The sequence below is a fragment of the Microcoleus sp. B3-A4 genome (genome assembly GCF_036705385.1).
GTDB lineage: Bacteria > Cyanobacteriota > Cyanobacteriia > Cyanobacteriales > Microcoleaceae > Microcoleus.
Window position 1 is genome coordinate 73,397 of the sequence record NZ_JAUBUI010000011.1, and the last position, 14,257, is coordinate 87,653.

At 45.7% G+C, this 14,257-nt stretch carries 14 protein-coding genes; 4 read left to right on the plus strand and 10 right to left on the minus strand.

Features of this window, described 5'->3' with window-relative positions; genetic code table 11:
• Positions 1 to 49: 49 nt before the first annotated feature.
• The gene (locus QUB33_RS07915; protein ID WP_333349201.1) at positions 50 to 484 is read left to right on the plus strand and encodes a hypothetical protein; all 435 of its coding nucleotides are present in this window, start codon (positions 50 to 52) and stop codon (positions 482 to 484) included.
• A gap of 361 nt (positions 485 to 845) precedes the next feature.
• On the opposite strand, the gene QUB33_RS07920 is transcribed toward QUB33_RS07915, so the two are convergent.
• On the minus strand, positions 846 to 2,018 hold the full coding sequence (locus tag QUB33_RS07920) for a TRC40/GET3/ArsA family transport-energizing ATPase (protein WP_172188640.1): 1,173 nt from the start codon (positions 2,016 to 2,018) through the stop codon (positions 846 to 848).
• Between the two features lie 299 nt (positions 2,019 to 2,317).
• Positions 2,318 to 2,710 carry a DUF2358 domain-containing protein gene (locus QUB33_RS07925; RefSeq protein WP_190658323.1) on the minus strand — a complete coding sequence of 131 codons (393 nt, stop codon included), beginning with the start codon at positions 2,708 to 2,710 and terminating at the stop codon, positions 2,318 to 2,320.
• 137 nt (positions 2,711 to 2,847) lie between these two features.
• Between QUB33_RS07925 and QUB33_RS07930 the strand changes: the two genes are divergently transcribed.
• The gene (locus tag QUB33_RS07930; RefSeq protein ID WP_333349204.1) at positions 2,848 to 3,456 is read left to right on the plus strand and encodes a glutathione S-transferase N-terminal domain-containing protein; all 609 of its coding nucleotides are present in this window, start codon (positions 2,848 to 2,850) and stop codon (positions 3,454 to 3,456) included.
• A 291-nt stretch (positions 3,457 to 3,747) separates the two neighbouring features.
• Here the strand turns inward: QUB33_RS07930 and QUB33_RS07935 are convergent, their stop codons facing one another.
• From QUB33_RS07935 to ahcY, 3 genes are all read right to left on the minus strand, one after another.
• On the minus strand, positions 3,748 to 5,172 hold the full coding sequence (locus QUB33_RS07935) for an NADP-dependent isocitrate dehydrogenase (RefSeq protein ID WP_333349205.1): 1,425 nt from the start codon (positions 5,170 to 5,172) through the stop codon (positions 3,748 to 3,750).
• Between the two features lie 430 nt (positions 5,173 to 5,602).
• Positions 5,603 to 6,220, minus strand: coding sequence for a DedA family protein (locus QUB33_RS07940; protein ID WP_333349207.1), 618 nt, complete (start codon positions 6,218 to 6,220; stop codon positions 5,603 to 5,605).
• Positions 6,221 to 6,394: 174 nt separating this feature from the next.
• Positions 6,395 to 7,672: an adenosylhomocysteinase gene (gene ahcY / locus QUB33_RS07945; protein WP_190734016.1), complete on the minus strand. Its 1,278-nt coding sequence runs from the start codon at positions 7,670 to 7,672 to the stop codon at positions 6,395 to 6,397.
• Positions 7,673 to 7,996: 324 nt separating this feature from the next.
• Between ahcY and QUB33_RS07950 the strand changes: the two genes are divergently transcribed.
• The gene (locus QUB33_RS07950; RefSeq protein WP_333349209.1) at positions 7,997 to 8,419 is read left to right on the plus strand and encodes a mechanosensitive ion channel domain-containing protein; all 423 of its coding nucleotides are present in this window, start codon (positions 7,997 to 7,999) and stop codon (positions 8,417 to 8,419) included.
• An 11-nt stretch (positions 8,420 to 8,430) separates the two neighbouring features.
• Here the strand turns inward: QUB33_RS07950 and QUB33_RS07955 are convergent, their stop codons facing one another.
• The 3 genes from QUB33_RS07955 to QUB33_RS07965 all read right to left on the minus strand — a co-directional run bounded on the left by QUB33_RS07955 (position 8,431) and on the right by QUB33_RS07965 (position 10,832).
• Positions 8,431 to 8,847: a hypothetical protein gene (locus tag QUB33_RS07955; protein WP_333349211.1), complete on the minus strand. Its 417-nt coding sequence runs from the start codon at positions 8,845 to 8,847 to the stop codon at positions 8,431 to 8,433.
• Positions 8,848 to 8,915: 68 nt separating this feature from the next.
• Positions 8,916 to 9,608 carry a PEP-CTERM sorting domain-containing protein gene (locus QUB33_RS07960; protein ID WP_333349214.1) on the minus strand — a complete coding sequence of 231 codons (693 nt, stop codon included), beginning with the start codon at positions 9,606 to 9,608 and terminating at the stop codon, positions 8,916 to 8,918.
• A gap of 624 nt (positions 9,609 to 10,232) precedes the next feature.
• A complete protein-coding gene (locus QUB33_RS07965) occupies positions 10,233 to 10,832 on the minus strand; it encodes a sulfite oxidase-like oxidoreductase (protein ID WP_333349216.1) in 600 nt (199 codons plus the stop codon).
• A 438-nt stretch (positions 10,833 to 11,270) separates the two neighbouring features.
• Between QUB33_RS07965 and QUB33_RS07970 the strand changes: the two genes are divergently transcribed.
• Positions 11,271 to 11,504 (plus strand): hypothetical protein, encoded by a 234-nt coding sequence (locus QUB33_RS07970; RefSeq protein ID WP_333349218.1) that lies wholly within the window; start codon positions 11,271 to 11,273, stop codon positions 11,502 to 11,504.
• 343 nt (positions 11,505 to 11,847) lie between these two features.
• On the opposite strand, the gene QUB33_RS07975 is transcribed toward QUB33_RS07970, so the two are convergent.
• Both QUB33_RS07975 and QUB33_RS07980 read right to left on the minus strand, forming a co-directional pair.
• Complete coding sequence (locus QUB33_RS07975; protein WP_333349220.1) at positions 11,848 to 12,543, minus strand: TrkA family potassium uptake protein; 696 nt, start codon at positions 12,541 to 12,543, stop codon at positions 11,848 to 11,850.
• Positions 12,544 to 12,683: 140 nt separating this feature from the next.
• Complete coding sequence (locus tag QUB33_RS07980; protein ID WP_333349222.1) at positions 12,684 to 14,018, minus strand: TrkH family potassium uptake protein; 1,335 nt, start codon at positions 14,016 to 14,018, stop codon at positions 12,684 to 12,686.
• Between the last annotated feature and the right edge of the window lie 239 nt (positions 14,019 to 14,257).

Genomic DNA, 14,257 nt, shown 5'->3' on the forward strand with positions numbered 1-14,257 from the left:
GCGGCTCTCCAATGACTTCGAGAAGGCCAACATTTTTCACTAACCGAGTATGAATAAACAACACATACAAAAACTGCTTGAGTCAACCCAAGAACTATTTCTGACGACTCATAAACACGTAGTTGACGAGATTGTGAAACGGAATGGTTACTTTTTCCCTTTCGGTATTGGAGTATCACCAGACGGAGAGTATATTGTAGCTGGAATAGAAAATCCCGATCCAGTACAGGCATTGAGTTTTGCAATTCAAGCACTCAAGGATTTTGCACGGCGGGGAAAGCTTATTGCTGCTGCCACCTGTTTCGCTGGAAAGATTCAGATGCCGCAGAATGATGACTTACTTGATGTGATAATTATCGTCCTTGAGGACAGGACAAAAACAGCTATTAAATGTTGTGGAACTTATCGCAAGACAGCAATTACTTGGGAATTTGGGGACGTGACAGGCGAGGTTGGAGAACCAATGATTTTTGATTGCTTGTGAAGTAGCTTAAATTGGATTTATGACAGTATCGTATATCTTACGTACAGCAAGCTAACAACGCAGTGGAGCGAACGGGCAAGATTCGTTTCAGTTCTATTAGCCGCCGCTCACTTTTGCCGTTATACCAACAGTAAAAGCCCGTTAAATTTATCTATTTTCAGCCAAGATTGGGCAAGCAAAAATGCTCGGCTTCGTTTGTAAGTACCGAAAGTGGATCGGCGAGCGCCCTAGCATAAATAATTGTTAAGGGCTCGGAGTATAACACGTCATTGGAGCGGACAAAAGAGAGATAACTTCAGTTAAGCTAAAAATACAGGACTTACGCAGGTACACTACATATAGCGTGCCTGCGTAAGTCCTGTTAAGCAAACTTAATCTTCAAATAATCATCCTCCATCTTCGCCCCCGAAGGTTGCAGCGCCGCTAAAGCTTGGGGCAACACCAAATTACGGCGGTGATTCCCAATCCGAACATTCAACTCATCTCCCGTTTTGCTCAACTGGATCTGATCCTTAGCAATTCCGGGCAAATACAGTTCAAGACTATATTGATTGTTTTCTTGCACGATCTTAATCGTATTTTCTTTGTAATAAACTTGACTTGGATCTTCGTCTTTGTAAAGAGTTTCTTTCAACCGTTCTAAAGCTGCCAAACCGCACATTTCTTCAGAATAAAGTGGCACTTCCTTAACTGGTAGCGGCATGAAATCGGAGTGAATTTCCTGACGGTACTGCTCCTGGCTTTCTTTCCACCGTTTAAAAAATGGGTCAGTTACTTCTGCGGGAATAATCCGGTTAGCTACTACTAAATCTGTGGCTACATTGTACAAACTCAAATAGGCATGAGCCCGCAGAGACTCTTTAATTACCATTTTTTCGGGATTGGTAACTAACCTTACCGAAGTGACAGTATTGTCAGTTAAAACCTTTTCCAAAGCTTCGATTTGTTCGTAAAATTCGTAAGGTGCATCCATCACCTCTTTGTCTGGTAAAGAAAAACCCGCAATTGGTCTAAAAATAGGTTCAACTAAAGGCCGAAGGGCGGCTGATATGCCTTGCAGGGGTTTGTAAAATTTTCTCATGTACCACCCGCCAACTTCCGGCAAACTTAGCAGTCTCAATGCTGTGCCCGTCGGAGCAGAATCGATAATTAAAACATCAAATTCGCCTTCGTCGTAATGCCGCTTCATTCGCACTAAACCGAAGATTTCATCCATTCCTGGCAAAATTGCCAATTCTTCAGCTTGCACTCCTTCGAGTCCCTGGGCTCGCAAGACTTGAGTAATGTAGCGCTTAACTGCTCCCCAATTGCCTTCTAATTCCCTGAGAGCGTCTAATTCTGCTCCCCACAAATTCGGTTTCACCAGCCGCGAATCGTGCCCGAGTTCCATGTCAAAGCTGTCGGCTAAGGAGTGAGCGGGATCTGTACTCAGCACTAGGGTTTTGTATCCCAATTCGGCACACCGCAGCCCAGTCGCAGCGGCTACAGAGGTTTTGCCGACGCCGCCTTTTCCGGTCATTAATATTAAGCGCATTGATTGTTTAGCTCGCCTGAAACTTCTTTACTTCTTTATTGTAACGTTCTGTAACAGAGATTAATTTAGTGGGCGCTTAATTTTGGCGATCGCCCACCGCTGAACACAGCACGTTTCCTGTGACTCACGAAATTGCTGCAATGTCAAGATCAGTTAAAATTATTTATCTCAGATATCAATTGCAACAAATAAAAATCCATCAGCGTTCATCTGTGTTTATCTGCTAAAATCGGCGGTTAAAAAAGGGATCTCGCTCTTCAAACACTATTTTTTATTGCTAAAAAACCTAACAAAAATTCTCAAACATTAGTTTTCAGAGGAAATACAAGCTGTTTGAGCACATCCAACCGCGAACAGTCCCAGTAATCGATGTGAGAAACAATTAAACCGTCACTGTTGACTTTCAGTTCGCTCCTACCGGCGATCGCCATTTTCGGTTTCCAAGGTAACGGTGCAGTCCAGCTCAGAGTCCAGCGAGTTTCTATAGTATCTCCCGACTGCGAAATCCCGTGCAAATCGAGATTTACATCCTGAAAGAAAGTCCCCATAAACCCGATCATTTTGCGGTAGCGATCGACTCCTGTAAATCGATTGACCGGATCTTCAAAATAAACATCTTTTGCATAGATGCTGTAAGTCTGATTATCCGGAAATCTTTGATAATCGTCTTTGAGAATTTCAATAATGTCCATTTCCAGCGATCGTTATTCTTATATTATTAGAATATAATTTTAACACAACAGCTCGAAACTTTGCAATTATCGTTTAAATTGTGATATTATATCGGGTTATTTCCTGCCTTGCCAACTTTCAACTTAACATCACAACTATGATTGACCTCTACACTTTTACCACACCGAACGGCCGCAAAGTCTCGATCATGCTCGAAGAAATAGGTTTACCCTACAACGTGCACGTCATCGACATCAAAAAAAACGACCAATTTAGCCCAGAGTTCATCGCAATCAACCCCAACAGCAAAATTCCGGCGATAGTCGATCGAGATAACGGCATCACCGTCTTCGAGTCCGGCGCTATTCTAATCTATCTTGCCGAAAAAAGCGGCAAATTTCTTCCCACAGACAAACAAAAATACTTTCAAGTTATAGAGTGGCTGATGTTTCAAATGGCTAGCGTCGGCCCGATGTTTGGTCAGCTAAACCACTTCAAACGCTTTGCACCCGAACAAATTCCCTATGCGATTGGGCGCTACGAAAAAGAAACCTTGCGCCTCTACGGAGTATTAGACACTCAACTAGCAAAATATGAATATATCTGCGGCGACTATTCGATCGCCGACATTGCTACCTATCCCTGGGTTGCTATTTACGAATTTCAAGGATTAAGCCTCGACAATCATCCCCACCTCAAACGTTGGGTAGAAACCTTGCAGAAGCGTCCCGCAGTTGAGCGCGGAATGGCTGTTCCATCATTATAAACCCGCCATCTAAATTGTATTTTCGGGAGGGCGGGACACCCCACAAGCAAGTTGACTTTTGTGGAACGGGCTTCTCGCCCCTTCTTAATAAACAGCGGGCGGGCTAGAAGCCCACCCCACAAGCAAGTTTATATCATTTCCGGTTACACCGGAATGATGTTGACGGTTGACTGTTGACTGTTCACTGGCAAAAGTCAACAGTGAACTCGAATTTACTATTCCGATGCTAACGGATTTGATATTACTGGTTGTGGAACGGGCTTCTAGCCCGTTCAAAAAAAGCCCTCAAACTCAATCCGCGAAATGCTTAATAATCGCCTCAGCAAACTCCGAACACTTCAACTCAGGCACCGGCGGCTCCATCAACCTCGCCAAATCGTAAGTAACTTCACCGTTAGAAATTGCAGCTCCCAAACCCTTCTTAATCAAGTCTGCTGCTTCCTGCCATCCCAGGTATTCTAACATCATCACCCCGGACAAAATCAGGGAACCGGGATTGACTTTATCCAAACCAGCGTGTTTCGGCGCAGTGCCGTGAGTCGCCTCAAAAACTGCACATTCATCACCAATATTCGCGCCTGGACCCATGCCCAATCCGCCGACAATGGCGGCGGCCGCATCGGATAAATAATCCCCGTTCAGATTCATTGTCGCCAAAATCGAATACTCGGCCGGCCGGGTTTGAATTTGTTGGAAAATACTGTCAGCAATTCGATCGTTGACCATAATTTTTTCTTTCCACTGGCCGCTGCCGTGACTCTCCCAAATTGCAAACAGAACGTCGGCTACTTCTTGACGAATTTTGGCTTGTTTTTCTGGGGTCAAAGCATCGTATCCCGGGTCTATTTGGCGAGCATTATCTTCTAAGCTAATGTCTGGATTTTTTTCTTTGTTGCTCAGAATCCAAGACTCTCTTTCCGTTACGCACTGAGCGCGAAATTCGGTGGTTGCTAATTCATAACCCCAATCTCGAAAAGCTCCTTCGGTGTATTTCATGATGTTGCCTTTGTGTACCAAAGTTACTTGCTGCTTTTCTTTTGGCAACCGCAAAGCGTGGGTAAGGGCACGCCGTACTAAGCGCTGAGAACCTGTTTTGCTAATCGGTTTAATTCCGATTCCCGAATCGAGGCGAATTTGTTTTTTGCCATGTTCTGGTGTTGCTGGAATTAACTCATTATTGAGGAATTCAATCAATTTTTTGCCAATTTCGCTGCCTTTAGCCCATTCAATTCCGAGGTAAATATCTTCTGTATTTTCCCGGTAAATAATTACATCTAGGAGTTCAGGAGTTTTGTGTAGCGATGGTGTTCCAGCATAATATTTGCAGGGCCGCACGCAGGCGTAAAGGTCGAAGATTTGCCGCAAAGCTACGTTTAGCGATCGAATGCCGCCCCCGATAGGGGTTGTCAGCGGCCCTTTGATGGCGACTCCGTATTCTTTGATGGCGTTTAAGGAATCCTGGGGCAGATATTGGTAAGTACCGTAGACATCGCAGGCTTCGTCGCCTACATAGATTTTAAACCAGTTGATTTTTCGATCGCCACCGTAAGCCTTTTCTACCGCAGCATCCATAACTTTCTGGGATGCAGGCCACAAGTCAACGCCGGTACCGTCGCCGCGAATGAAGGGAATAATCGGGTCATTGGGGACGATCGGCAAACCGTCTTTGAAAGTAATTTTAGAACCAGTTGTCGGGGCTACAATCTTTTCGTACATATCTTAACAGCGCGGATAGCAATGTTCCCTATTTTGCCACGATTATCTGCCTAAACCTCAACCAATCCTAAATATTTGTATAAATTTAAGTTTGATTTTTGGGCGATCGGCTGCCCGTCACTGTGACTTTTGGGCGATCGCCAGTTTAAAAGTTAATTTAAAAAAGTAGCAAAGATAGCAGAAGTTTCTATCAAATCTCTCTCTCTATCTTTCTGCGCTACGGTTGAGAATATGCTGGAAACAAGTCAGTGGGTTTTAGATTTTAGATTTACTCCACAGATGAATCTAGGAGGTTGAACCTTAGTCTAAAATCTTGGGCGGATCGCGACTCCTGTTGGAAAGTTGTATGCGTTTTTGGGCGGGGTAAAAATGGTGATTGTAGCCACCGATGAAGGCAAATAAACGCAGATTATTTGCACAAAATTTGCATTTATTTGCGATATTTTTCTTTCTGCATATTCTTTTTGACAACCCACAATATAAACCAAATGACAATAATCACCACAACTATTTTGGAAACAGGGCCCAGATAATCGTCTACAAGTGTATAATTTTCCCCTAGTTTATATCCGGCAAAAGTCAGGAAACTTACCCATAAAAGAGTGCCGCCTGTTGAGTATAGTAAAAAAGGAATTAAAGGCATATTATTGATGCCAGCGGGCAGGGAAATCAGGGTGCGAACTCCCGGTACGAGGCGACACAAAAACACGGCTTTGTTGCCGTGTCTGTTAAACCATCTATTGGCTTTGTCAATATCAGCGCCCGATACTGTGATCCACTTGCCGTATTTGTCGGCTAAATTCCTCAACCGTTCTTCGCTCAATAATTTACCCGCATAGTACCAGGGAAGCGCGCCCAGAATTGTACCGATTACTCCTGCTGCGATCGCCGGCCCTAACTGCATATCATCACCCTTTGATGCCGTGAATCCTGCCAGCGGCATAATTAATTCTGAGGGTATGGGCGGGAAAAGATTTTCTAAAAACATCAACAGGCCAATTCCGAAATAGCCCATCGATTGCATTGTGTTAGTTATCCATTCAACCATTTTGATTTAATAATTTGGTAAGAAGAAGTCATTAGTCATTAGTCATTAGTCATCGCTCGTTCCTAGACTCTGCTTGGGAACGCATATCTAGAGGCTCTGCCTCGACTCCCCATGAGGGAGGCAGAGCCTCCTTGTATTCATTCCCCGGCACAGCGTGGAAATGATAAACGATGATTAAGTGCCCGAAGTCCAAGAGTTTGTGTACTCAATTTGTTCGGCCGTCAAGGTATCAATGTGAATACCCATTGCTTCCAATTTGAGACGGGCAATTTCTTTGTCAACTTCCACGGGGATTGAGTGAATACCCGGCTCTAGTTTGCCTTTGTTCGTAACCAGATATTCGCAGGCTAAAGCTTGGTTAGCAAAGCTCATATCCATCACGGCGCTGGGGTGTCCTTCGGCTGCTGCCAAGTTGATCAAACGGCCTTCGCCCAACACAATAATCGACTTGCCATTATTGAGGTGATATTCTTGAGTGAAAGACCGAACCGTTTTCACGTCGGTGCTTTTTGCGCCGAGGGATTTGAGGTCAATTTCAATGTCGAAGTGACCGGAATTGCAAACAATTGCGCCGTCTTTCATTGTCTCGAAATGTTCGGCACGAATGACGTGTTTGTTGCCCGTAACGGTAATGAATATATCTCCGACTGTTGCTGCTTCGTCCATCGGCATGACGCGGAAACCGTCCATCACTGCTTCGATCGCCCGAATCGGATCGATTTCGGTGACAATTACGTTAGCACCCATACCGCGGGCGCGCAGTGCCGTGCCTTTGCCGCACCAACCGTAACCTGCAACCACAATATTTTTACCGGCCAACAAAATATTGGTAGCGCGGATAATGCCGTCTAGGGTAGATTGACCGGTGCCGTAGCGGTTGTCAAAGAAGTGCTTGGTGTCAGCGTCGTTGACGTTCATTGCGGGGAAAGTCAGCACGCCGTCTTTCAACATTGCCCGCAGGCGCACGATGCCTGTGGTAGTTTCTTCGGTAGTTCCAATTAAGTCGGAAATTTGGTCCGGGCGGTGCTGGATCAGTGCGGCTACCACGTCGCTGCCGTCGTCGATGATAATATTGGGGCGGTGATCTAGGGCTGTGTAGACGTGACGTTCGTAGGTAGCCGCGTCTTCTCCTTTGAGGGCGAAGACGGAAATGCCGTAGTCTTCAACTAAGCAAGCCGCTACGTCATCTTGAGTGCTCAAGGGGTTGCTGGCGATCAGTACGGCGTCGCCACCGCCGAGTTTGATGGCGATCGCCAAATGAGCGGTTTCTGTGGTTACGTGGCAGCAAGCAGCCAAGCGAATGCCAGCGAAAGGCTTTTCTTTAGCGAAGCGTTCTTGAATTTGCCGCAAAACGGGCATTTCCCGGCCGGCCCACTCGATGCGTTGCTTTCCCAAGGGGGCGAGGGACAAGTCTTTGACTTCGTGTTTAATCTTGACGGATGTAGCAACCATGTATGTTATTTCTCAGAAATCATCAAACTTTGTTAGTTTTAGCAGATTAAGTCATCGGCGGGCAAGTGCTGTGATTTTACTCGAGCGGGGTCGGCGCTGCTAATCTTAAATTTTGATTGTGTTTTAATGATTAGCGAACGAGTCGATGGAGTCATCCCCACAGTGAGAGTCAAACATTCCTGTCGGCCGATCGAACTCAATCTTTTGTGTTAGCGTGGCGTTCTGGAATTATTTGACACTCTCATATCATTTCCGGTTACACCGTCAACTCGAATTTACTATTCCGATGCTAACGGATTTGATATCGCTTGGGCTGCTGGCAGTTTGAGCGCCTGCGTGATTGCGTTCCCAGCTTGGCGGCATGCAGATATCATCAGTTGGTTAGGACTTGGTTCAGTAGCGATTAGTTTCGCGTTCCAAGAAATCTTTAAATACTTTTTAGGGGAAATATTGTTGCTGTTGCACGAACCGTTTCAAGTAGGCGATCGGATGATTGTAGAAGGCTTTGAAGGTACTGTTGAAAAGATTTTGCGGCGTTCAACTCAAATTATTAGCGATGGGGGAGAGCGAGTTATCGTGCCGAAGGCGATCGTATTTACCAATTCAGTGCGGGTACTAACAATGATTCCACACAGGCGAACCAACCTGCGTTTAATTTTAGCCTACGAGACCTGCCTTCCTGAGCAATTGAAACCTTGGTTAAAGCTATTTCCGAAGTCGAAGGCGTTTTGTCCCAAACAACTCTAGAAGTTGATATTTCAGGCCTTAACGATGGTTTTTTGCATCTGATTCTCCGCTATGGGACGCGGCGGGAACAAGCACAGGTGCGGCCGACAAAAACCAGGGCTGTGGTGGCACTTAAAGTAGCGTGCGTCCCGGCGGACATTAAAATTATTCAAATCGTACCGCTGACTTTGTACGATCGAACAGTTGACAGTGAGTGAGTTTTTAATTTTGAGTTGGGAGAGGGGAAGAGTGGGAGAGGGCGAGAGTCGGAGAGTCGGAGAGTGGGAAAAATCCTCTTTCTCCCCTCGGGCTTCTTCACGCTTGACTTCTCCCCTCAACATCCATCCGTTAAATCCGTTAAATCCCGTAGACTGCTGCGTGGCAGAACTTCCCTCTGACTTCTCCCTTCTGACTTTTCCAATCAAGCAAAAGGCGAGCCTATTTCTCATTAGCGCGCCTCCTAATTGAATTTTATTTTGTCAAACGTAATTGGGGAGATTGTTCCGGTTGAAAAATATCAGGAAGTAGTCTTGCTAGCGCGGCGGCGGCGCGCTGCAACCAAGCCACCCAAACCGAGAGCCAAACCAGTCATTGTCATCGGTTCTGGAACTGCTTCTGCAGTCACTGTGAAGTCTTGGAAGTCTGAGTCGTTGCGGTTACCGCGATCGTCGAAGCCAATTAGCGTGCCTCCGTTAAACAGAGACTCCAATCCGTTTGTGAATTGTCCGGCTGCTTGGAATGTGGAAGTTGTTTCTTTGTCGAGCGTGTTCCACAGTTGCTCTTGCCCGCCAAACACCGCTTGCTGGCTGCCGCTGTTCAAGCTTGAGGTCGAGTAGACACTGCCACCCCAGCCGCTGTTGAGTCCCAAAGTATAAATTTGATTGGCCAGGAATGTGAATACTACCGAGCCAGAACCCACGACAGTATTGCCCAGAGTTCCTTTCCATTCGTTTTCCGCGCCGTTGTCTGAGGATTTAGTTTCCGAAAACAGGGCCTGAACTAGAGTGGCTGCCGAGTTCTCCACACTGTAGATCCCCAAAGAGGATTGGTACATACCGTGAGTTTGTTTGAAGTTAAACTTGACGGTTGTATCTTGGTCGAATTGGATGCCGTTGGCACCAAAGGAGGCGGCTTGAGCTGGAGCTCCGGCACCAAACAGAGCTGTGGCGGCTGCGGTAGCTGTTAAGGCGGATAAGAGTTTGGTATTCATAACCTGTTCCTTTTGTGCGAGAGTCTTAATAATTTCATTATGCGATACTTTTTTGTATTTGAGGCACTTTAGGTAAAGTTTGACATATTCTTTATCAAGCCTTTACACAACCTTCACAAATGGTGTCGCTCGCCTCTGCCCGCGGGCGATCGATCGCTAAAAATACATACCAAATAATTATAAAAATTGTGGCTTGAAACCTTGCATTCGCGCGCATGGGAGCGCGACTAACCCAAACTGATTTGGATCGGGCTTATGCTAATTTTTTATTATATTATCAAGTCTAAATCCTCAACCGCAAACACTTAAGTATAAATACGGTAATATTCGTGTGTACTGATAGTTAAAGGAGTTTCCTATTAACCCGAAACTGGGAATATTTGTTTTTTGGGACTTGTATAGGGAGTTAAAGTAGTTTATCTATCGGGTAAATTACCTACAAAATGCGATCGTTGGGTCTACGTATTTTGGTTGAATTAAATAGAGCCCGTGGCGTGAGATATCCTAAAGAGGCGATCGAGGAGATGCAATTTCCACAGACTGAAGCGGTAAAAGAGCGGATTGCCCCTCAACAAAGATTGTATAGAGAAGCTGTGGCCCAGTCCTTGCTCCCGATCTACCGCATCAAAACAGACCGCTGTAGCGTTCCTCGGCCCAAGGTTCGCCCCGCCGATGGTAGCCGTTGCGTTCCCAAAAACCGAGTTCTTCGGTTTCTGTAAACTCCAGGCCGTTAATCCATTTAGCGCTTTTCCAAGCGTACAAGTGGGGAACTACGAGCCGCATTGGGCCGCCGTGGTCTGCGGATAGAGGTTCGCCGAAGACGGTGTGGGCGAAAAAGTTTTCTTCTCGGAGGAAGTCGGCGATCGCAATATTAGTAGTGTAGCCGCCGTAGCAGTGTTCCAGGACGTGCAGAGCTTTCGGATCGACTTCTATATAGTTTATAAAATCTGTGACTTTGACTCCCGTCCACTGCACGTCGAGTTTTGACCACCGGGTGACGCAGTGAAAATCCGCCGTAAAGTTACTTTGGGGCATCGCCTGGAAGTCCGACCAAGTGAAGGTTTTTGGTTTTGCTAATCCCCAGACTTTAAATTCCCAACTCTCAATACTGACGGAGGGTGTATCGCCGTAGGTCAGCACAGGAAAGCCGTTGGCGAGGTATTGACCCGGGGGGACGCGATCGCTGTTTTCTAATTCTGGCTTGCGAAAAAATTTGCCCAGCATTGATTTACGCTCTACAGTAGCTGACTGCAATTCTGAGTATAACTTGGAGAGATGGGCGCATCGCAATTCATCTCAAGGTAGAAAGCAAAAGCACTTCTGTAGAAAGAAAAATCCCTAAATTCTGCCTGATGCCAACCTAATTCTGCCTTCGGAGATAGCCGAAGCTAACAATTACCAACTATTATGATTCCAGCGTAAGTAGGTAGGCCCTGTAAAGCGCAATTATGTAAACGATTGTAAAGTATCCAAATGCCCTAAGCGTGGCTAAGTCAGCCCTGTTGACATACATTTACATAGCTGATTTTAATTCTGCCTACCTACTTATTAAGTATGTAATCTTAAATTTTATCGCAATTCATGGGGCATTTCCAAATTTTTGATGTATTGTAACAATATGCTCGGATGCCATATGTAAAAAAAATTGATGGGGTAAAAATCATGATCACAAGTTGCTTGATTCCGTTGACGGTCTGCTTGATTGCTGGGTGGGTGACTGCCGGGACTGACAATAGAACGCTAGACGGAATTCCGGCTCCCATAGCTGCAATTATTGGAGTGTGTTCGTTAATTTGGTTGCTGGCGGTGTGTCCTTGGCCTGTTGAACTCGCTCTAGTCTTGGCGGTGGTGGTCTTCGGCAAAGCTTACGTGCAAAAAATCTTGAACCTCGGCTGAATTTTCAGGGCTAGCGCTCCTATGATTTGCGGGAGCGCGATCGGGTGTTGCTACTTTTTTGTTAAAATTTTTCGCGATTTGTCTGGCTAGGTTCTTTGAGGGGGTCGCGAAGACGGAACCAACCCCAGAACTGGTGAAATTCAATTTACATATTTCAGTTAAAAATTAGAACATAAATATCGACAGAGAAACCCGGTTTATCTAAGATAAACCGGGTTTGTGAGGGTCTGAAATTTTCACACATCCCGCAAGAAGAATTGCTTAGGACTTAGACACTCGGAACACAAGAAACCGGGTTTCTGAGTCCACGACTGTTGCTATATGTGCGTAAAATGGCGAGCTGTTAAATTGGCAAGCGATTGATATCTTTATTAGAACCAATTACTACCATCGCGTCGCCCTTTCTCAAGCGTTCGCTTGGCTCCGGATTAATCTCGAACTTGTCGGCGCGCCCGACTGCTAGCAAGTTCAAACCATACTTGCGCCGGAGCTCCAATTCGGAGACGGTTTTACCGTCAAACTTTTCAGGAATGAGCAACTCAACGATGCTGTGATCGGGGTCGAGGTCAAAGCGTTCTAAAATGCTGGGTTTTGTAAGAAGCCGGGCCACAGAGCAGCCCATTTCTCGTTCTGGAAAAACTACATGATCTGCACCGACTTTTTTCAACAGTTTTAAGTGAGTTTCCGAAGAAGCTTTGGCTATTACGTGACTTACCCCGCCTTCCTTAAGGTTTAGGGTGGTGGTAATGCTTTCTGCTAGGTAATTGCCGATCGCAACAATCACTGTTTCAAATTCAAATATACCCGCTTCCGCAAGAGCGCTAGGCTCTGTAGAATCTAACTGCACAACGTGAGCAGCAATGCGCTCGGTCAAAGCTTGAGTTACTTTTTTTTCATCGGTGTCAACTCCCAAGACTTCGTAACCCAATCCGTGCAGAGTCGAACACACAGCTTTGCCGAAGCGTCCCAAACCAATAACTGCAAACTGCTTGTTTTCGGCGCGCAAAGTCCGAAAAAAATTTAAAGATGACAGGTTCACTGAATATCCAGCGCTGAGCGTCTTGCTGTTGAAATTTTAGCAAAGACAGCGCCGCCTCCTTTTGATTTTTGGGTAAGTAGTAAAAGTTGAGTTGGGTTGTCACCCATTGTTTAGATTATCAGCAACGAGGCAGGATTTTTTTATCCCACTAACAAACTTTCCTCAGCATACTTAAAAGACCTGGGTTTTGGGTCGCCGAATCCAGCACTTATCAGCAGCAGCACCCCAACCCGACCTATGTACATTGTAGCAATCAAAATCAACTTGCCGATCGGTGAAAGCGTGGGTGTAATCCCAGTGGAAAGACCGACCGTGCCAAAAGCTGAAACTGCTTCATACAGCGCTGCGATAAATTCTACTTGCGGATTGGTCAGCTCGATTAAAATTGCAGATGTGAACGCGACCAACAGGGAACCGAAGACTACGCTAATGGTTTTCAGAATCATTGGTGGCGGGATTTGACGCTGATAGCACTCCACATCTTCCTGGCCTTCGATAACTGCTGTGGTACAGCAAAACAATATCCTAAAAGTTGTGGTTTTGATTCCGCCGCCGGTGCTGCCAGGACTGGCGCCGATAAACATCAGCGCGATAGTCAGAAATAACGAGGCTTCGGTCATTTGGCCAATGCTAATTGTATTGAACCCTGCCGTGCGGGGAGTAACAGATTGAAACCAAGCTGCCATCAGCTTTTGAGGAAAAGTTAGAGAGCCGAAAGTGTCAGGGTTGTCGTATTCGAGCACCAAAAAGGCTAGCGTTCCTAAAATTAAAAGGACAGCCGTTGTAGTGGTAACAACTTTGAAGTTCAGGGAAAAAACTGTGCAGATAGGGCTTTTGTTGAAGCGATCGCGCAGCCACAGGTACATTTCCATAATTACTTGATAGCCGATTCCCCCAAATATGATTAAACCGCTGACTGTGAAGTTAACCATAGGCGAACTGATGTAGCCGATCAAATTGTCTGAGTAGATGCTAAAACCGGCGTTGTTAAAGGAATTAACGCTGTGAAATATAGCAGACCATACACCCTGTTTAAATCCGTATTGGGGGACGAAAACCGTCATCAGCAAAAACACTCCTGTTAATTCAAACAAAAGCGTTGTTGCTAGAATTGACTGCACGAGTTGTACTACGCCTGCTAGCCCGGATTTGTCGAGAGATTGTTGCAGGGCAACTTTGTCTTTCAAGCCAAAGCGGCGACCCAATAACAGCAGCAAGAAAGTCGTGGCTGTCATGTAGCCCAAGCCTCCTATTTGCACCAGTAAAACTAGGCACAGTTGCCCCCAAAAAGAGTAATATTTTCCGACATCCACAACCGACAAGCCCGTGACGCAGACTGAGGAAGTAGAGGTAAACAGTGCTGTTATTGGATCGCTCCAAGTTCCATCTATTGTGGAAAAGGGCATCATCAGTAATAGAGCACCTGCGAGGATGACAGCGAGAAAGCCCAAAGCAATGGTTCGCGAGACAGTCATTCGATTTTAGATTTTAGATTTTAGATTTTAGATTTGAGAGGGAACCCACAAATCGATTTGAGATTTGAGGTTTGAGAGGGAACCCACAAATCGATTTGAGATTTGAGGTTTGAGAGGGAGCCCACCAATCGATCCTCGGGCTTCAAATAAGGATATCTCTGTCTGGCGAATGCCGAAGACCGATCGAACTCAATCGCCAAATTCTATGACAACAGCGGGAAAATAACGGTAGAATTCCT